Source organism: Streptomyces sp. NPDC030809, from assembly GCF_055572195.1.
This window is the reverse complement of record NZ_JBVIDV010000004.1, coordinates 128,183-147,233: the sequence shown is the minus strand read 5'-3', so window position 1 is coordinate 147,233 and position 19,051 is coordinate 128,183. Positions and strand designations below refer to the sequence as shown.

At 72.8% G+C, this 19,051-nt stretch carries 16 protein-coding genes; 10 read left to right on the top strand and 6 right to left on the bottom strand.

Going from position 1 to position 19,051, the window contains the following annotated elements:
- Positions 1-115: 115 nt before the first annotated feature.
- The 5 genes from ACZ407_RS07330 (at position 116) to ACZ407_RS07310 (ending at position 6,935) form a co-directional block, all read left to right on the top strand.
- Positions 116-1,339 (top strand): sensor histidine kinase, encoded by a 1,224-nt coding sequence (locus ACZ407_RS07330; protein ID WP_468126257.1) that lies wholly within the window; start codon positions 116-118, stop codon positions 1,337-1,339.
- A gap of 220 nt (positions 1,340-1,559) precedes the next feature.
- Entirely contained in the window at positions 1,560-2,873 is a 1,314-nt protein-coding gene (locus ACZ407_RS07325) for a sensor histidine kinase (RefSeq protein ID WP_468126255.1), read from the top strand.
- Positions 2,874-3,084: 211 nt separating this feature from the next.
- Positions 3,085-3,756, top strand: a complete 672-nt coding sequence (locus ACZ407_RS07320) for a response regulator transcription factor (RefSeq protein ID WP_468126254.1) — start codon at positions 3,085-3,087, stop codon at positions 3,754-3,756.
- 163 nt (positions 3,757-3,919) lie between these two features.
- Positions 3,920-5,863, top strand: a complete 1,944-nt coding sequence (locus tag ACZ407_RS07315; RefSeq protein WP_468126252.1) for a 2-oxoacid:acceptor oxidoreductase subunit alpha — start codon at positions 3,920-3,922, stop codon at positions 5,861-5,863.
- Complete coding sequence (locus ACZ407_RS07310; RefSeq protein ID WP_468126250.1) at positions 5,856-6,935, top strand: 2-oxoacid:ferredoxin oxidoreductase subunit beta; 1,080 nt, start codon at positions 5,856-5,858, stop codon at positions 6,933-6,935. Before ACZ407_RS07315 ends, ACZ407_RS07310 begins: the two co-directional genes overlap by 8 nt.
- A gap of 109 nt (positions 6,936-7,044) precedes the next feature.
- Here ACZ407_RS07310 and ACZ407_RS07305 read toward each other — a convergent pair whose 3' ends face one another.
- A complete protein-coding gene (locus ACZ407_RS07305; RefSeq protein WP_468126563.1) occupies positions 7,045-7,386 on the bottom strand; it encodes a winged helix-turn-helix transcriptional regulator in 342 nt (113 codons plus the stop codon).
- Between the two features lie 176 nt (positions 7,387-7,562).
- Here ACZ407_RS07305 and ACZ407_RS07300 point away from each other — a divergent pair, with 176 nt between their 5' ends.
- From ACZ407_RS07300 to ACZ407_RS07290, 3 genes are all read left to right on the top strand, one after another.
- Positions 7,563-8,417, top strand: a complete 855-nt coding sequence (locus ACZ407_RS07300) for an SDR family oxidoreductase (protein WP_468126249.1) — start codon at positions 7,563-7,565, stop codon at positions 8,415-8,417.
- A gap of 186 nt (positions 8,418-8,603) precedes the next feature.
- Positions 8,604-9,599: an EamA family transporter RarD gene (gene rarD, locus ACZ407_RS07295; RefSeq protein ID WP_468126247.1), complete on the top strand. Its 996-nt coding sequence runs from the start codon at positions 8,604-8,606 to the stop codon at positions 9,597-9,599.
- Positions 9,600-9,786: 187 nt separating this feature from the next.
- On the top strand, positions 9,787-11,103 hold the full coding sequence (locus ACZ407_RS07290) for a M28 family metallopeptidase (protein ID WP_468126246.1): 1,317 nt from the start codon (positions 9,787-9,789) through the stop codon (positions 11,101-11,103).
- Here ACZ407_RS07290 and ACZ407_RS07285 read toward each other — a convergent pair.
- The 4 genes from ACZ407_RS07285 to ACZ407_RS07270 all read right to left on the bottom strand — a co-directional run bounded on the left by ACZ407_RS07285 (position 11,093) and on the right by ACZ407_RS07270 (position 14,394).
- A complete protein-coding gene (locus ACZ407_RS07285) occupies positions 11,093-11,509 on the bottom strand; it encodes a hypothetical protein (RefSeq protein WP_468126245.1) in 417 nt (138 codons plus the stop codon). The two genes, ACZ407_RS07290 and ACZ407_RS07285, sit on opposite strands and share 11 nt — an antisense overlap.
- Positions 11,506-11,709 (bottom strand): hypothetical protein, encoded by a 204-nt coding sequence (locus ACZ407_RS07280; RefSeq protein WP_328969029.1) that lies wholly within the window; start codon positions 11,707-11,709, stop codon positions 11,506-11,508. Before ACZ407_RS07280 ends, ACZ407_RS07285 begins: the two co-directional genes overlap by 4 nt.
- A gap of 116 nt (positions 11,710-11,825) precedes the next feature.
- Positions 11,826-13,106 (bottom strand): LolA family protein, encoded by a 1,281-nt coding sequence (locus ACZ407_RS07275; RefSeq protein WP_468126243.1) that lies wholly within the window; start codon positions 13,104-13,106, stop codon positions 11,826-11,828.
- A 277-nt stretch (positions 13,107-13,383) separates the two neighbouring features.
- On the bottom strand, positions 13,384-14,394 hold the full coding sequence (locus ACZ407_RS07270) for a polyprenyl synthetase family protein (RefSeq protein WP_468126241.1): 1,011 nt from the start codon (positions 14,392-14,394) through the stop codon (positions 13,384-13,386).
- Positions 14,395-14,572: 178 nt separating this feature from the next.
- Here ACZ407_RS07270 and ACZ407_RS07265 point away from each other — a divergent pair, with 178 nt between their 5' ends.
- Both ACZ407_RS07265 and ACZ407_RS07260 read left to right on the top strand, forming a co-directional pair.
- Positions 14,573-16,087 (top strand): peptide MFS transporter, encoded by a 1,515-nt coding sequence (locus ACZ407_RS07265; protein WP_468126239.1) that lies wholly within the window; start codon positions 14,573-14,575, stop codon positions 16,085-16,087.
- Between the two features lie 105 nt (positions 16,088-16,192).
- Positions 16,193-18,196 (top strand): CocE/NonD family hydrolase, encoded by a 2,004-nt coding sequence (locus tag ACZ407_RS07260; RefSeq protein WP_468126237.1) that lies wholly within the window; start codon positions 16,193-16,195, stop codon positions 18,194-18,196.
- A gap of 55 nt (positions 18,197-18,251) precedes the next feature.
- Here ACZ407_RS07260 and ACZ407_RS07255 read toward each other — a convergent pair whose 3' ends face one another.
- The gene (locus ACZ407_RS07255) at positions 18,252-19,046 is read right to left on the bottom strand and encodes an HAD family hydrolase (RefSeq protein WP_468126235.1); all 795 of its coding nucleotides are present in this window, start codon (positions 19,044-19,046) and stop codon (positions 18,252-18,254) included.
- Between the last annotated feature and the right edge of the window lie 5 nt (positions 19,047-19,051).

The window sequence follows — 19,051 nt, the reverse complement described above, 5'->3', positions numbered from 1 at the left end:
ATCTGTTACGGACGGGAGTCTAGGGCCTGGCTCACACGGGGTGGGGTTATCCCCCGTTCACCGGCTCCGGGCCGGCCCATGGCATGCGACGTGGGCACACGGCAGGCTGTCCGGCATGACCGCGACCACCCTTGTCCCCGACGAAGCGCGCAGCGGGTCGTCCGCCGCATCCTCCGACGACCGCCAGGACGACCGGCCGCCGCCGGTGCGGCCGGTGTTCTCGGCGGTCACCGTGCGCGAGATGGCCTACCTCCTGGCCAACCTCCCTTTCACCATCATCGGATTTGTTTACGTAGTTGTCATGATCGGTGTCGCGGGGGGTCTGTCGGTGACCGCGATCGGCCTCCCCCTGCTCGCCCTCGGCCTGTTCGGGTCCCGGCAGCTGGGCAAGATCGAGCGGGCCCGGGCCCGCTGGCTGCTCGGCGTCCGCGTGGACGAGCCGACCCCGATACCGGCCCGCGGCCGCAACGGCGGGTTCTTCCCCTGGCTGTGGAGGAGCCTGAAGGACCCGGTGGCCTGGCGGACCGTCCTCTACGACGCGATCCGGCTGCCCTGGGGGGTGCTGACCTTCACCCTCGTGCTCGTCGGGCTGTTCGTGCTCTGGCCGGTGCTCCCGTACCTGGTGCGGGCCCTGGCCACGGTGGACCGGGCGATGGTCCGCGGCCTGCTGTCGCCCTCGGACGAGCTGGAACGGCGGATCGCCGAGCTGGAGTCGGACCGCGGGGTGGTGGTGGACACCGCGGCCGCCGACCTGCGCCGCATCGAGCGGGACCTGCACGACGGGGCCCAGGCCCGGCTGGTGGCCCTGGCGATGGGGCTGGGCCTGGCCAAGGAGAAGCTGCTGGAGGATCCGGACGCGGCGGCGCGGATGGTGGACGAGGCGCACGGCGAGGTGAAGATCGCCCTCCAGGAGCTGCGCGACCTGGCCCGCGGCATCCATCCGGCCGTCCTCACCGACCGCGGGCTCGACGCGGCCCTGTCGGCCGTGGCCTCCCGCTGCACGGTCCCGGGCGGGGTGCGGGTCTCGGTGGAGCTGCCGGGGCGGCCGGCCGAGGCGATCGAGGGGATCGCGTACTTCACCGTCTCCGAGCTGCTCACCAACATCAGCAAGCACGCGCAGGCGCGCACCGCGAGCGTCGAGGTGCGGCGTACGGGGAGCCGGCTGCTGATCAGGGTCGCGGACGACGGGCGCGGGGGCGCGCGCATGGGCGGCGGCAGCGGGCTGGCCGGGCTGGCGGAGCGGCTGGGGGCAGTGGACGGCGTGTTCCGGGTGGAGTCCCCGGCGGGCGCGGGCACGGTGGTCACGGCGGAGCTGCCCTGGCGGGACCGCCCCTCCTGACCTGCTCCGATGCCCCCTCGGGCGGCCCGGTATCCACGGGGTGGGGTTAACCCCCGGGCAGGATGCCGGGTCGCTCCATGGTTCCGGGCCGGGCCGGCGGCGAGGCTGGAGGCACAGGAAGAACGCGGCGCGGAGAAGCGCCGCAGGGCAGCGGCGCCGAGCAGCGCCGCAGAGCAGCGGACGGCGCGGGCGAGCCCCGGCGGGCGGAACGGACGGAATCATGGACAGCAGCACGGACGGCGGGACCCGGCGCCGGCTCCCGGCGGCGCTCCGCGCCCCGGTCGAGGCCCGCACCTGGCGCGAGTTCGGGCACCTGATGCTGGGGCTGCCGCTGAGCGCCCTCTACTTCTCCCTCGGGATCACGGCGTTCAGTGCCGGCGCCGGTCTGCTCGTGACCTTCCTGGGGATCCCGGTGCTGGCCGCCGGGCTCGCCATGTGCCGCGGGTTCGGGGCTGTGGAGCGGGCGAGGTCCCGGAGCCTGCTGCGGGCGCCGGTGGAGGCGCCGGAGCCGGTGCGGGCCCGCCGGGGCGGGGCCTTCGGCTGGATGGTCGCGATGCTGAAGAGCGGCGCCTCCTGGCGGCACATGCTCTACGCGCTGGTCCACTTCCCGTGGGCGGTGTTCACCTTCACGGTGTCCCTCGTGTTCATGGTCTACGGCTGGGCGATGCTGCTGTACCCGCTGTGGTTCTGGGTGTTCCCGGCCTTCACCGACATGCCCGGGCTCCAGCTGTTCCAGAACGGGGACCGCACGTACTACCTGGACTCCCCGCTGCGGATCGCGCTGGCCTCGGCCGGCGGGGCGCTGCTCGTCCTCGCCACCCCGTGGCTGGTGCGCGGGTTCGCGGGGGCGGACCGGGCCCTGATCCGGGGGCTGCTCGGCCCCTCGCGGATGGCGGCCCGGGTGACGGAGCTGGAGTCGGACCGCGGAGTGGTGGTGGACACCGCGGCCGCCGACCTGCGCCGCATCGAGCGGGACCTGCACGACGGGGCCCAGGCCCGGCTGGTCGCCCTGGCCATGGACCTGGGCCTGGCCAAGGAGAAGCTGGCCGAGGACCCGCAGGCCGCGGCGCGGATGGTGGACGAGGCGCACGGCGAGGTGAAGATCGCCCTCCAGGAGCTGCGCGACCTGGCCCGCGGCATCCACCCGGCCGTCCTCACCGACCGCGGGCTCGACGCGGCCCTGTCGGCCGTGGCCTCCCGCTGCGCCGTCCCGGGCGGGGTGCGGGTGGCGGTGGACCTCCCGGTGCGGCCGGCCCCGGCGATCGAGGGGATCGCGTACTTCACCGTCTCCGAGCTGCTCACCAACATCGGCAAGCACGCCCAGGCGCGCACCGCGAGCGTGGACGTGTGGCGCACGGACGGCCGGCTGCTGATCCAGGTGGCCGACGACGGGCGCGGCGGGGCGGCCGCCTCCCCGGGCAGCGGCCTGGCGGGGCTCGCCGAGCGCCTGGGGGCGGTGGACGGGGTGCTGATCGTGGACTCCCCGGCGGGCGGCGGCACGCGTGTCACCGCCGAGCTGCCCTGGCGGCCCTGACCTCCCGGGACCCCGTCCCCGACCCCGCCGCCCCCGGGACCCGCAGCCCGGACCCTCCCCCCGGGTCCGGGCTGCGACCCGTGCCCGGCGGGGCGGCGGGGCCCTCGGGGACTCCTCCGGTCCGGTGGGTCGATCTGCGCTCCGTCCCGCCTTGAGACTGGGATGCTTTGCTGTGCCAGGTACGGAACGAACGAAAACGGGGCGCGGAATCGTGGAGGACAGGGTTCGGGTCGTCATCGCCGAGGATTCAGTGCTGCTTCGTGAGGGCCTGACCCGGCTGCTGACCGACCGGGGGCATGACGTCGTGGCCGGGGTCGGGGATGCACAGGCCCTGATGGAGGCCATAGAAGGGCTGGCGGCCGAGGACGCGCTGCCCGACGTGGTCGTCGCCGACGTGCGGATGCCCCCCACGCACACCGACGAGGGGGTGCGCGCCGCGGTGCGGCTGCGGGCGGCGCATCCCGGGGTCGGGGTGCTCGTGCTGTCGCAGTACGTGGAGGAGCAGTACGCCACCGAACTGCTGGCCGGGTCGAGCACCGGCGTGGGTTACCTGCTGAAGGACCGGGTAGCCGACGTTCGCGAGTTCACCGACGCGGTGGTCCGGGTGGCCCGCGGCGGTACCGCACTGGACCCGGAGGTGGTGGCCCAGCTGCTGGGACGCAGCCGCAAGCAGGACGTGCTGGCGGGTCTGACCCCCCGCGAGCGCGAGGTCCTGGGCCTGATGGCCGAGGGCCGTACGAACTCGGCGGTGGCCAAGCAGCTGGTCGTCAGCGACGGCGCGGTCGAGAAGCACGTCAGCAACATCTTCATGAAGCTCGGCCTCTCGCCGAGTGACGGGGATCACCGGCGCGTGCTCGCCGTGCTCACCTACCTGAATTCATAGCCGGCTGACAACCTGTCAGTTGTGGCATGGCACAAACCCACCGCCGCTCCCTGAGGCGCAACATCTCAAAGTGGAGTCCAGAATGTGAGCGGCCCGGGGTAGGCCACCCTTACCGACGTAGGGTGGTTTTGGGACGCGTACGCCTCGAAGGAGGTCCAGTTCAGTGACCAGCCAGGTCAGTACCCCAGCCGAGCAGGCCGACGGTGCAGCAGGGGCTGTAGTCGGAGAGCAGCGCACGCCTGCGGCCTCCGGTTCCAAGGAGGTCCGCCGTCTCGACCGCGTGATCATCCGCTTCGCGGGTGACTCGGGCGACGGTATGCAGCTCACCGGAGACCGGTTCACCTCGGAGACCGCGTCGTTCGGCAACGACCTCTCCACCCTGCCGAACTTCCCGGCCGAGATCCGGGCGCCCGCCGGCACCCTGCCGGGCGTCTCCTCGTTCCAGCTGCACTTCGCCGACCACGACATCCTCACTCCGGGTGACGCGCCGAACGTCCTGGTCGCGATGAACCCGGCGGCCCTGAAGGCCAACATCGCGGACGTCCCGCGGGGCGCGGAGATCATCGTCAACACGGACGAGTTCACCAAGCGGCCCATGGCCAAGGTGGGGTACGAGACCTCCCCGCTGGAGGACGGCTCGCTGGACGCGTACAACGTCCACCCGGTGCCGCTGACCACGCTGACCGTCGAGGCGCTCAAGGACTTCGGGCTGACCCGCAAGGAGGCCGAGCGCAGCAAGAACATGTTCGCGCTGGGCCTGCTCAGCTGGATGTACCACCGGCCCACCGAGGGCACCGAGAACTTCCTGCGCCAGAAGTTCGCGAAGAAGCCCGACATCGCCGAGGCGAACGTCGCGGCCTTCCGGGCCGGCTGGAACTTCGGCGAGACCACCGAGGACTTCGCGGTCTCCTACGAGGTGGCCCCGGCCACGCGCGCCTTCCCTACCGGCACGTACCGCAACATCTCCGGGAACCTGGCCCTGTCCTACGGCCTGATCGCGGCCTCCCGGCAGGCCGACCTGCCGCTCTACCTGGGCTCGTACCCGATCACCCCGGCCTCGGACATCCTGCACGAGCTGTCGAAGCACAAGAACTTCGGCGTGCGCACCTTCCAGGCCGAGGACGAGATCGCCGGCATCGGCGCCGCGCTCGGCGCGGCCTTCGGCGGCTCCCTCGCGGTGACCACCACCTCCGGCCCGGGCGTGGCCCTGAAGTCGGAGACCATCGGCCTCGCGGTCTCCCTGGAGCTGCCGCTGCTGATCGTGGACATCCAGCGCGGCGGCCCGTCCACCGGTCTGCCCACGAAGACCGAGCAGGCCGACCTGCTCCAGGCCATGTACGGGCGCAACGGCGAGGCGCCGGTCCCGGTGGTCGCGCCGAAGACCCCTGCGGACTGCTTCGACGCGGCGCTGGACGCGGCCCGGATCGCGCTGACGTACCGGACCCCGGTGTTCCTGCTCTCGGACGGCTACCTGGCCAACGGCTCGGAGCCCTGGCGCATCCCGGACCCGGACGAGCTGCCGGACCTGCGGGTGCAGTTCGCCACCGGCCCGAACCACGAGCTGGCGGACGGCACCGAGGTCTTCTGGCCGTACAAGCGCGACCCGCAGACCCTGGCCCGCCCGTGGGCGGTGCCGGGCACCCCGGGGCTGGAGCACCGCATCGGCGGCATCGAGAAGCAGGACGGCACGGGCAACATCTCGTACGACCCGGCCAACCACGAGTTCATGGTGCGCACCCGGCAGGCGAAGATCGACGGCATCGAGGTCCCGGACCTGGAGGTCGACGACCCGGACGGCGCCCGGACCCTGGTCATCGGCTGGGGCTCCACGTACGGGCCGATCACGGCGGCCGTGCGCCGGCTGCGGAACGCCGGACTGCCGGTGGCGCAGGCCCACCTGCGCCACCTGAACCCCTTCCCGCGGAATCTGGGCGAGGTCCTCAAGCGTTACGACAAGGTAGTGGTTCCGGAGATGAACCTCGGCCAGCTCGCCACCCTGATCAGGGCGAAGTACCTCGTCGACGCGCAGTCGTACAACCAGGTCAACGGAATGCCCTTCAAGGCGGAGCAGCTCGCCACGGTTCTCAAGGAGGCCATCGATGTCTGAGACGACGGCGGAACCCGCCTCCCACCACTCCCTGCTCTCCCTCGTGCCCAAGGCCGAGGGGAAGCAGTCGATGAAGGACTTCAAGTCGGACCAGGAGGTCCGCTGGTGCCCCGGCTGCGGTGACTACGCGGTCCTCGCGGCGGTCCAGGGCTTCATGCCCGAGCTGGGGCTCGCCAAGGAGAACATCGTCTTCGTCTCCGGCATCGGCTGCTCCTCGCGTTTCCCGTACTACATGAACACGTACGGGATGCACTCGATCCACGGCCGCGCCCCGGCCATCGCCACGGGCCTGGCCTCCTCCCGGCGCGACCTGAGCGTGTGGGTGGTGACGGGTGACGGCGACGCGCTGTCGATCGGCGGCAACCACCTGATCCACGCCCTGCGCCGGAACGTCAACCTCAAGATCCTGCTGTTCAACAACCGGATCTACGGTCTGACCAAGGGCCAGTACTCGCCCACCTCCGAGGTCGGCAAGCTCACCAAGTCCTCGCCGATGGGCTCGCTGGACGCGCCCTTCAACCCGGTGTCCCTGGCGATCGGCGCGGAGGCGTCGTTCGTGGCCCGGACCGTGGACTCGGACCGCAAGCACCTGACCGAGGTGCTGCGGCAGGCCGCCGACCACCCGGGCACGGCGCTGGTGGAGATCTACCAGAACTGCAACATCTTCAACGACGGCGCGTTCGAGGTCCTCAAGGACAACGAGCAGGCGCAGGAGGCCGTGATCCGGCTGGAGCACGGGCAGCCGATCCGCTTCGGCGCGGGCGGGCACAAGGGCGTGGTGCGGGACCAGGCCACCGGCGACCTCCAGGTGGTCGAGGTGACCGCGGAGAACGAGTCGCGGATCCTCGTGCACGACGCGTACGCCGCCAGCCCGACGACCGCGTTCGCACTGTCCCGGCTGGCCGACCCGGACACCCTGCACCAGACCCCGATCGGCGTCTTCCGCAACGTGCAGCGGCCCGTCTACGACACGCAGATGGCGGACCAGCTGGACGCCGCGATCGAGCAGAACGGCAAGGGCGACCTGGGCCGGCTGCTCGCGGGCAACGACACCTGGACGGTCGTCGGCTGATCCGCCGCCGCACCGCCCCCGGGCCCGGACCTCCGCGCGGAGGTCCGGGCCCGTCCGCTTTCCGCTGCCGGTGCCGTACGCCGCCCCGCTCGCACGGGTCCCGTCCGCGCTATGCGCCGGCGCGGGCCTCGTCGTACGCCTGTCGGGCCCGCTGCACGTCGGCGGTGCGGCGCTCGGTCCAGCGGGCCAGGGCCCAGACCTGCTCGGCGGCCTCGCGGCCCATGGGGGTGAGGGAGTAGTCCACCCGCGGCGGGATCACGGGCTTGGCGTCGCGCAGCACGAAGCCGTCGCGCTCCAGGGTCTGGAGGGTTTGGGCGAGCATCTTCTCGCTGACCCCGCCGACCTCGCGGCGCAGCTCGCTGAAGCGGTACGAGCGCTCGACGAGCGCGGCCAGCACGAGCACGCCCCAGCGGCTGGTGACGTGCTCCAGCACGACCCGGGAGGGGCACATCGGGGCCCTTACGTTCGCCGGCTGCCCGGGGGCCTGCCGCTCGGGGGCCTGCTGCGTGGGGTCAACACTTACTGCCACACCAGTACCTTACTTCAAAGTGGGTACTTACGAATGGTTAGCGCTCTCCGTAGGGTGGTGTCACCGACCGGAACCCACCCTCGAACGGGAGCACCCCCATGAGCATCGTCGTCACCGGAGCCACCGGAGCCCTCGGCCGCCTCGTCATCGAAGAGCTGCTGGCCAAGGTCCCGGCGGAGCGCGTCGCCGCCGTCGTGCGGGACGGGAACAAGGCCGCCGACCTCGCCGCGCGGGGCGTGGAGCTGCGCATCGCGGACTACGAGGACCCGGCCGCGCTCGCGGGGGCCTTCCGGGCCGGCGACCGCGTGCTGCTGATCTCCGGCAGCGAGGTGGGCCGGCGCATCCCGCAGCACACCGCGGTGATCGAGGCGGCGAAGGCGGCCGGGGTGGCCCAGCTCGCCTACACCGGCATCCTCGGCGGCCCGGAGGCCGACTTCGACCTGGCCGCCGAGCACAAGGCGACCGAGCAGGCGATCCTCGACTCCGGACTCCCCCACACCTTCCTGCGCAACGGCTGGTACCACGAGAACTACACCGCCCAGCTGGGCCCGGTCCTGGAGCACGGCGCCGTCGTGGGCAGCGCGGGCGGGGGCAGGATCGCGTCCGCGGCGCGCGCCGACTACGCGGCCGCCGCGGCCGAGGTGCTGACCGGCGAGGGCCACCTCGGCCGGGTCTACGAGCTCAGCGGGGACACCGCCTGGAGCCTGGAGGAGTACGCGGCCGAGGTCGCGGCCCGCTCCGGCCGGGAGGTCGCGTACCGGAACCTGCCCGCCGACGCGCACCTGGAGGTCCTGACCGGGGCCGGGGTGCCGGAGCCCTTCGCCGCGGTCCTCGTGGACGTGGACGCCGCGATCGCACGCGGCCGGCTCGCCGGCACCAGCGGGGACCTGGCGCGGCTGATCGGCCGGCCGACCACCCCGGTGGGCGAGGCGATCGCCGCGGCCCTCGCGTAGCCGCCCGGATCCGCCGCGGCGCGCGCGCCGGGGCCCGGCACCGCCGGTCCCGGCTCGTGCGCCGCTCGCGCCCCGCGTGAGCAGCGCTCGGGAAGTGTCATGAGTATCTCCCTGGTTTGGGCATGACAGCGGGGTCCTTGCGGCGCTACGGTCGTCAGGTTGGCTTGAAGTCGTCCAGGAGGACACGTGAAGTCAGGCAGCGAACCGCGGCGGACCGGACTGCTCTACGGATTCGGCGCATACGGCATCTGGGGCCTGGTGCCCCTGTTCTGGCCCCTGCTCAAGCCGTCCGGGGCGATCGAGATCCTGGCGCACCGGATGGTCTGGTCCCTCGGCTTCGTCGCCGTGGCCCTGCTCGCCATGCGGCGCCGGGCCTGGATACCCGAGCTGCTCCGGCAGCCGCGCAAACTGGCCCTGACCGTCCTCGCCGCCTCCGTGATCACGGTCAACTGGGGCCTCTACATCTGGGCCGTCAACGCCGGCCAGGTGGTCGAGGCCTCCCTCGGCTACTTCATCAACCCGCTGGTCACCATCGCCATGGGCGTGCTGCTCCTCGGCGAGCGGCTGCGGCCGGTGCAGTGGGCGGCGGTGGGCATCGGCTTCGCCGCGGTCGTGGTGCTGGCCGTGGGCGCGGGCCGGCTGCCGTGGATCTCCCTGGTGCTGGCCTTCTCGTTCGCCGTGTACGGGCTGATCAAGAAGAAGGTCAACATCGGCGGGCTGGAGTCGCTGGCGGCCGAGACCGCCGTGCAGTTCCTGCCCGCCCTCGGCTACCTGCTCTGGCTGTCCGCCGCCGGGCGGTCCACCTTCACCTCCGAGGGCCCCGGGCACCTGGCCCTGCTCGCCTCCACCGGCGTGGTCACCGCCATCCCGCTGATCTGCTTCGGCGCGGCCGCGATCCGGGTCCCGCTCTCCACCCTGGGGCTGCTCCAGTACCTCGCCCCGGCGTTCCAGTTCGGCCTCGGGGTCCTCTACTTCCACGAGGCGATGCCACCCGAGCGGTGGGCCGGCTTCGGGCTGGTCTGGGCCGCGCTGATGCTGCTCACCTGGGACGCGCTGCGCACCGTACGGCGTACCAGGGCGGGGGCCGCGGACCTGCCGCATCCGGCCCCCGCAGCCGCCCCGGCAGCCGCTCCGGCAACCAACCCCGCCGCCGCTCCCGCCGCCGCCCGCGAACCGGCGTAGCCGCCTCATACACCCCTTCAGTCGCCCGCGCCAACACTGGTGCGGGCGACTGTCCGTTTACCGAACAACCCTGACCGAATTCCGCCCTTGACGGAGTGTCACGCTCTCACTGAACATCGGGCTCGCACAGACGCTCTATCCCCGCACGTTCCGTTCCCATCCCCGTACGGAATCCCGGAGCCCCCACATGAGCCTCTCCGTTTCCGGGCGTCTGGCCGCTGCCGCCGCACTCGCGGCCGCCGGCCTGCTCGCCTCCGCCACGCCCGGTGCGCTCGCCGCCCCGACCGCGGTCACCGCCGCCCCCACCCCGCCGGACATCCCGGTCGCCAACGTCAAGGCGCACCTGTCGCAGTTCCAGACCATCGCCACCAACAACGGCGGCAACCGCGCCCACGGCCGGACCGGCTACAAGGCCTCGATCGACTACGTGAAGGCCAAGCTGGACGCGGCCGGGTTCACGACCACGCTGCAGACCTTCACCTCCAGCGGCGCGACCGGCTACAACCTGATCGCCGACTGGCCGGGCGGCGACCCGAACTCCGTGCTGATGGCCGGCTCGCACCTGGACTCGGTGACCTCCGGACCCGGCATCAACGACAACGGCTCCGGGTCCGCGGCCGTCCTGGAGACGGCCCTCGCCGTCTCCCGGGCCGGGCTGACCCCCACCAAGCACCTGCGCTTCGGCTGGTGGGGCGCGGAGGAGCTGGGCCTGATCGGCTCGAAGTACTACGTGAACAACCTGCCGACGGCCGAGCGCGCGAAGATCTCCGGCTACCTGAACTTCGACATGATCGGCTCGCCGAACCCGGGGTACTTCGTCTACGACGACGACCCCACCATCGAGCAGACGTTCAAGACGTACTTCTCCGGCCTCGGCATACCCACCGAGATCGAGACCGAGGGCGACGGCCGTTCGGACCACGCGCCCTTCAAGAACGTCGGCATCCCGGTCGGCGGCCTCTTCACCGGCGCCGACTACACCAAGACCGCGGCCCAGGCGCAGAAGTGGGGCGGTACGTCCGGCCAGGCCTTCGACCGGTGCTACCACTCCTCGTGCGACACCACGGCGAACATCAACGACACCGCTCTGGACCGCAACAGCGACGCCATCGCCTACGCGATCTGGAACCTGGGCTTCGCCACCCCGGTCCCGCCCGGCCCGTCCTTCGAGAACACCACGGACGTGAACATCCCGGACTCCCCCGCGGCGGCCGTCAGCTCGCCGATCACCGTCTCCGGGGTCACCGGCAACGCGCCGGCCACCACCAAGGTGGACGTGAACATCGTCCACACCTACCGCGGTGACCTGATCGTGGACCTGGTCGCGCCCGACGGCACGGTCTACAACCTGCACAACCGCAGCGGCGGCAGCGCCGACAACCTCGTCGCCAGCTACACCGTCAACGCCTCCAGCGAGGTCGCGAACGGGGTCTGGAACCTCCGGGTGAAGGACGCGGCCGCCCAGGACGTCGGCTACATCAACAGCTGGAAGATCACCTTCTGATCCCCCCGCCCGGTTCCGGGTCCCGCTCCGGGGCCTGGATCCGGGCGCGCAACTGCTCGGCCACCGCCGCGAGGTCCGCCTTGCCCAGCTTCGCGGCCTCGACCAGATCGCCGAGGTCCTCGGGCGAGGGCAGGTTCCGGGCCCCGGCCACCCGCAGGTACGAGCGGGTGGCCGCGGCCGCGTAGAACTCGTTCATCGGGGATTCGAGCGCCGGGCACACCGCGAGGGTGTGCAGAAACGCAGCGGCCCGCCATGCCGTGTCGGGGGCGGGCTGTTCCGGTACGAGCACCAGGTCGCTCTGGTGCCGGGCGACTGCGGCCTCGACCCCGGAGGGGTCCCACACGGCCGGGTCGGACGGGAGGTGGTGGGCCAGAGCGGTCCAGGCCCACTCCATGGTGATCTTCAATTCCCGAACCGCTCCTGGAAGTAGCCCCAGTGGTCCGCGAACTCCTCGACCCCGGTGAGGAAACTGCGCCGGTCCTCGTCGAGTTCGCGTTCGGTGACCTCGGTGATCAGCGCGGTGACGGTCGTCCCCAGCGCCGCCGCACGCGCCTTGAGGCGGTCGTGGAACTCCTCGTCCAGGCGGATGGTGACGTGTCTCGACATGCCTTTCACCGTACAGCGGCCCTGCTGTACGGGGGAGGGGAACGGCCCGGGGGTGGCCGGGGACACACTCCCCGGCCACCCCGTGCGCCCGCCGCCCGCCGGCGGCGGGCCTGCCGCTACTTGCCGGACTCGGCCGCCTTCACCAGCGCGTCCTTGGTGACCGCGCCCACGTAGACCGTGCCGTCGTCCGTGATCAGGGCGTTGACCACGCGGGTGGACAGGATCCGGCCCTGGCCGAACTTCCCGGAGACCTTGTCGCCGAGGGCGTCCAGGAACTGCTGCGCCTCCTTCGGGACGTCCTTGCCCTGCTCGACCGCGTTCAGCCCCTTGCCGCCGGGCACCTCGATCTTCGCGATCGCGGCCCAGCCCTCGCCGAGCACCTTCACGTCCTTCGGGCCCTCGCCGGCCGCGCCGCCGGTCAGGCCCTCCAGGCCGGGCAGGGAGTCCAGCGCGCCCGGTCCCGCCCACTTCTCGTGGCCCGCACCGGCCTTGTCCTCGGCCGGGCCCTCCGTCACCTTCGCACCCTTGGGCGGGGTGAAGGCGAAGGTGTCCGCGGCCGGGCGGCCGAAGTCCACCTTGGTGAAGCCGGCTTCCACGATCGGCTTGCCGCCGCCGGAGGCCAGCATCCGGAAGCGCAGCGGCACGCCGTTCTTCGCGTCCACCGCGATCTGCACCGAGCCGATGGTGGAGCCCTTCTGCTTGGGCGTCAGGACCAGCTGGTACGCGTCCCGTCCGGCCACCTGCGCGGTGTCGCCCACCCGCACGTCGGTGGTCGGGCCCGCGGCCGCCAGGAACTCCCGGGCCAGCTCGGCGGGGGTGCCCGGCATCCGGTCCGCGGCCTTCTTCCCCCGGTCGCCGGGGTGCGCGGCCTTGTCGCGCTCGTGGAAGACCTGGTTCGACCTGCTGTCCCAGCCCCAGACGTCCTGCCCGTTGTGGATCAGGCTGTACTCGTCCTTGCCGTCCAGGACGGTGAGCTTCTGCCGGTCCGGGCCGTCGGCCGCGACCTTGACGGTGTGGCTGCCCGTGGCGAGCTCGGTGAGCTTCTGCTCGGGGCTCACGGAACCGCCGCCGGAGCCGCCGGGCGCGCCCGCGCCCAGCCCGCCCAGCAGCCCGTCGGCGAAGGCCGGCAGGCCCAGGTCGGTGCTGATCTTCGCGGTGCCGGACAGCGTCTGCACCTCGGAGGCGGCGACCTTCTCGACGAGCTGCTGCGCCGTGACCTCCGGCAGGTCGGGGCTGCCCGCGTTGGCCAGCGCGGGGACGGCCGCGACCGCCGCCACGGCCACTCCCGCCACGGCGAGCGGTACGACGTACCGCGACGCCTTGCGGCGGCCGGCGCGGAGGTCCTCGGCCTCGGCCGCCTCGGAGCCGCCGACGGGGAACTGTGCGTTGGGTGCCATGAATGCCCTACCTCTGTGTACGGCGGCGCCTATCCCGTATGTACGCGTACACGTCCACCCCGCGCCGCCTGCGTCACCTGATCCGGTGGGGATGGTGGTTCCATCTGACCAAATCGGGCGCTCCGGGGCGTCAGACCGCGGGCTCAACTCCGCGTACTGCGCAGGGATGACACCGGAGGGGGTTTCCCTCCCCATCCCGTAGGGGGCGGGGAGTCCCAGGGGATCATCCCGGCGGGCTGCCGCACGGTACGCGGGCCGGGCCCAGCCGGCCCTGGGCTCAACCGGCCCGGTGCACCACGGCGTCGCAGAGTTCCACGAGGGCGGACTTCGCGAAGCACTCCGGCAGCGGGGCGAGGGCGGCGCGGGCCTCCTCGGCGTAGCGCACGGTGTCCCGGCGGGCCTGCTCCAGCGCCGGGTGCACCCGCAGCCGGGCCAGGGCCTCGGCGTGCCGGGCGTCGTCCGTCAGGTCGCTGTCGAGCAGCCGGACCAGGTCCAGGTCCTCCTCGCGGCCCTCGCGCGCGGCGAGCTCGCGCAGCCGCAGGACCGGGAGGGTCGGGATGCCCTCGCGCAGGTCGGTGCCCGGGGTCTTGCCGGACTCGTGGGAGTCGGAGGCGATGTCGAGCACGTCGTCGGCCAGCTGGAAGGCCACGCCGAGGCGTTCGCCGTACTGGGTGAGGATGTCGACGACGCCCTCGTCGGCGCCGGACATCATCGCGCCGAACCGGCAGGAGACGGCGACCAGGGAGCCGGTCTTGCCGGCCATGACGTCGAGGTAGTGCTCGACGGGGTCGCGGCCGTCGCGCGGGCCGGCCGTCTCCAGGATCTGGCCCGTGACCAGCCGCTCGAAGGCCTCGGCCTGGATGCGGACGGCCTCGGGGCCGAGGTCGGCCAGGATGTGCGAGGCCCGGGCGAAGAGGAAGTCCCCGGTCAGGACGGCTACGGAGTTCCCCCAGCGGGTGTTGGCGCTGGGCACCCCGCGCCGCACCTCGGCCTCGTCCATGACGTCGTCGTGGTACAGCGTCGCCAGGTGGGTGAGCTCCACGACCACGGCGGACGGCACGATCTTGGGCGCGTACGGGTCGCCGAACTGGGAGGCCAGCATCACCAGCAGGGGGCGGAAGCGCTTGCCACCGGCGCGGACCAGGTGCTGTGCGGCCTCCGTGATGAAGGGGACCTCACTCTTGGTGGCTTCGAGCAGACCCTCCTCGACGGCGGCCAGTCCGGCCTGGACATCGGTCTCAAGAGCCTGGTCCCGCACGCTCAGTCCGAACGGCCCGACGACGGTCACGAGGGGTACTCCTGTCTGCTGACGATCACACGGATTGTCGATGTGTCGCTGCCATCACTCAAGTCAGCGTATCCGGTCCATTTTCGATCACCGAGAGCGGCCGGGCGCCGGCTCCCACACAATGCCCGAAGAGCCCCGGTATGTTCGAGTGGAGCAGATAGCGGCGGAAGCGAGCGTTTTGTCCAGAACAGCAACCGGCACCGAACCCGGCGGCCCCGAGGCGCAGCAGCAGCCCGCGGGCGACGGCCACGCCTTCTTCGGGCATCCCCGGGGCCTGGCCACCCTCTCCGGGCTGGAGGTCTGGGAACGCTTCTCGTTCCTCGGCATGCAGGCCATCCTCGTCCTGTACTTCGCGGACACGGCGGCCCGCGGCGGCCTCGGGATGAACCCCGGAACCGCCGCTTCCGTCGCCGCCGCGTACGGGACCATGGTCTACCTCGTGTCGGTCGCGGGCGGCTGGCTCGCCGACCGGATCCTGGGCTCGTACCGGGCGGTCCTGTGGGGCGGCGTCCTCATCGCCTGCGGCCACTACACGATGGCCGTCCCGCAGCCGGCCGCGACCTGGGCGGGCCTCGGCCTGATCAGCGCGGGCACCGGCCTGCTCAAGCCCAACGTGGCCACCATGGTCGGCCGGCTCTACCGCACCGACGACGACCGCCGCGACGCCGGCTTCGCCCTCTACTACACGGCCATCAACACCGGCGCCTTCGCGGGCCCGCTGGTCACCGGCTGGCTCGGCGAGCACAAGGGCTGGCACTGGGGCTTCTCCGCGGCCGCCGTGGGCATGACCGCCGGACTCCTCCAGTACGTGCTCGGCCGCCGACACCTGGCCGGGCGCCGGCACTCCGCCGAGTCCGCCCTCGCCCCGGCGGCCATGCGGCGCGCGGTGCGGCTGATCACCGGCGGACTGGTCGCGGCGGCCGCGGCGGCCGGGCTGCTCGCCGCCGCCGGGTGGCTGACCATGGACCGGTTCGTGGACCTGCTGACCCTGGTCTCGGTGATCGCGCCCGTCGGCTACTTCGCGGTGATGTTCCGCAGCCCGCGGGTGACGGCCGAGGAGCGCGGCCGGCTGCGCCCGTACGCGGTGCTCTTCCTCGCCTCGGTGGCCTTCAACTTCATCCTCTTCCAGGCGTACTCCACGATGATGCTCCTGGCCTCGACGAACGCCCGGACCACGATCCTCGGCTTCGACTTCCCGGCCGGCTGGTACGCCTCGGCCCTCGGCGCGTTCGAGGTGGCGCTGGCCCCGGTGGTCGCGGCCGTCTGGGCGCGGATGGGCCGGCGGCAGCCGCACGCCTCCCGCAAGATCGCGATCGGGGTCGTCCTGGGCGGCCTGTCCTTCCTCCTGATGGCGCTGCCCACGAGCGGGCACGCCGGGGAGGCGTACCGGATGGCCGCCTCGTGGATCGTGGGCTCGTACCTGCTGCTGGGGCTGGGCGACGTCCTGCTGGAGACCTCCGGCATGTCCGCCACGAGCAAGCTGGCGCCCAAGGCCTTCGGCAGCCAGACCATGGCCCTCTGGTTCCTCTCCCTCGCCCTGGCGAACGGCATCCAGGCCCAGGTGGTGAAGCTCTACGGCCGGGTGTCCGACCCCGTGTACTTCGGCTGCAACGGCGCGATCGCGGTCGCCGCGGGACTGGCGGTGATCGCCCTGGGCCCCTGGCTGCGGCGCACGATGCACCCCGTGCACTGACGGGCCGCCCGCCCGAGGCGCGCGACGCGTGCGCCGCGTGCGGCACGCACGGCACGCACGACCCGAACGACCCGAACGAGACCTCCCGAACCGACGGGGACGCCGATGATCATCCGCACCTCCTTCCCCTACGAGACCGCCCACGAGGACGTCCGCATCCCGATGCCCGACGGGACGCAGCTGTACGCGCGCATCTGGCGGCCGGTGACCGGGGAGCCGGTGCCGGCCCTGCTGGAGTACCTGCCGTACCGGCTGACCGACTGGACCGCCCCGCGGGACTGGCAGCGCCACCCCTGGTACGCGGGCCACGGCTACGCCTCCGTACGGGTGGACGTGCGCGGCCACGGCAACAGCGGGGGCCGGCCGGGCGACGAGTACGACGCGCAGGAGCTGGCCGACGGGGTGGCGGTCGTGGAGTGGCTGGCGGCGCAGCCCTGGTGCACGGGCTCGGTGGGCATGTTCGGCATCTCCTGGGGCGGCTTCAACTCCCTCCAGATCGCGGCGCTGGCCCCCGCGCCGCTGAAGGCGGTCGTGACGGTCTGCTCCACCGACGACCGCTACGACAACGACGTGCACTACATGGGCGGTTCGGTGCTGGCCGTGGACATGCACGCGTGGGCGGCCACGATGCTGGCCTTCGCGGCCCGCCCGCCGGACCCCCGGTACGCCGGGGAGGGCTGGCGGGAGCAGTGGCTGTCGCGGCTGGACGCGGTGGAGCCGCTCGTCCACACCTGGCTGGCGCACCAGACCCGGGACGCCTACTGGCGGCACGGCAGCGTGTGCGAGGACTACTCCGCGATCGGTGCGGCCGTGCTGGCGGTGGGCGGCTGGCACGACCCCTACCGGGACGCCGTGCTGCGGCTGGTCGAGCACCTGCCGGCGGACCGGGTGCGCGGGCTCATCGGCCCCTGGTCGCACCAGTACCCGGACCGCGGGCTGCCGCCGGGCCCGGCGATCGGCTTCCTCCAGGAGACCCTGCGCTGGTGGGACCACTGGCTCAAGGGCGAGGACACCGGGATCATGGCCGAGCCGCTGCTGCGGTCCTGGATCAGCGCCTCGCACCCGCCCGCGACCACGTACGAGCGGCTGCCGGGCCGCTGGGTGGGCGACACCGCCTGGCCCTCCCCCGCCGTCACCCCGGTCCGGTACGCCCTCCAGGGCCCCCCGGTCGTGGTGGCCTCGCCGCAGCACACCGGGCTGGACGCGGGCCGGTTCTTCCCGTTCGGGAACGCGGCCGACCTGCCGCCGGACCAGCGGGAGGAGGACGCGAAGTCGGTCTGCTTCGAGTTCCCGGTCGCGGCGGAGCCGGTGGAGGTCCTGGGGCGGCCGCGGGTCTCGGTGCGGCTGCGGATGGACGTGCCGCACGGGCAGATCGCCGCCCGGCTCTGCGACGTGGCCCCGGACGGCTCCTCGACCCTGGTCACCCGGGGGGTGCTGAACCTGTCGGCGCGCGAGGGCCGGGACCGGGCGGTGTCCTGGCCGCCGGGCGCGGTGCAGGAGGTGTCCTTCGAGCTGAACGGCATCGGGCACGCCTTCCCGCCCGGCCACCGGATCCGGCTCGCGCTGTCCTCGGCGTACTGGCCGTGGATCTGGCCGCGGGCCGGCTCGGAGGCGGGCTGGACGATGGACCCGGCGGGCAGCTCCCTGGACCTGCCCGTGCGCACCCCCGTGCCGGACACGGACGAGGGCATCGGCTTCGAGTCCCCCGAGCAGTCCGAGCCGCTGGGCGTCTCCTTCCCGGAGACCCTCGACGAGCCGCGGCCGGAGCGGCTGGTGGTGCGGGACGTGGCCGCCGGGCGGTGGCGGCTGGAGGTGGACCCGCGGTACGGGGGCACCCGGGTCCACCCGGACGGCCTGGAGTACTCCGAGGAGGCCCTGGAGACGTACGAGATCCAGGACGCGGACCCGCTGTCCGCGCGGACCGCGTCCCGGTGGCGGATCCGGCTGCACCGGCCGGACCGGGCCTGGGACGTACGCGTGGAAACCCGGTCGGAGATCTCCTGCGAGGCGGGGGCCTTCCTGACGGCGAACGAGCTGGTGTGCCGGGACGGGGAGGAGATCGTCTTCCACCGCACGTGGGAACGGCGCATCCCCCGCGAGGCGGGGTGATCCCCGGAGGCTCCGCCCCCGCCCCCGGTCCGCCGGGGGCCGGCCCCTGCCCCGGTCAGGCGTACAGGCGCTCCAGGACCACCGCGATGCCGTCGTCCTCGTTGGAGAGCGTGACCTCGTCCGCGACGGCCAGGAGCTCGCGGTGCGCGTTCGCCATGGCGACCCCGTGCGCCGCCCAGGCGAACATGGGGATGTCGTTCGGCATGTCGCCGAAGGCGATCGCGGACTCCGCGGGCACGCCCAGCCGGGCCGCGGCGAGGGCCAGCCCGCCCGCCTTGTCGATGCCCGGCGGCTGCAGCTCCACCGTGTGCTCGCCCGCCATCGTCACGTTCACCAGGTCTCCGACCACCGCGCGCGCCACCCGGGTGAGCTCGTCGTCGTCGAGGCGGGGGTGCTGGATCAGCACCTTGTTGATGGGCGCGGACCACAGGTCGGCCCGCCGGGGCACCCGGACGGTGGGCAGGTGCGGGTGCCACATCCGGTAGCCGGGCCCTATCAGCATCTCCGCGTCCACGCCCTCGCGGTTGACGGCCGCGTACACCTCGCCGATCTCCGCCTCGATCTTGCCGAGGGCCACGTCGGCCAGCTCCCGGTCCATCGGCACGGAGTGCAGCATCCGCCCGGCCCCCGCGTCGTACACCTGCGCGCCTTGCCCGCACACCGCGAGCCCCCCGTAGCCGAGGCCGTCGAGCACGTGGCGCACCTGCGGGACGGGCCGTCCGGTGACCACGATGTGCTGTGCGCCCGTCGCGCGCGCCCGCGCGAGCGCCCGGTGCGAGCGGGGTGAGACGGTGTCTCCGGCGCGGAGCAGGGTGCCGTCGAGGTCGGTGGCGATCAAGGCGTATGACACCCGCC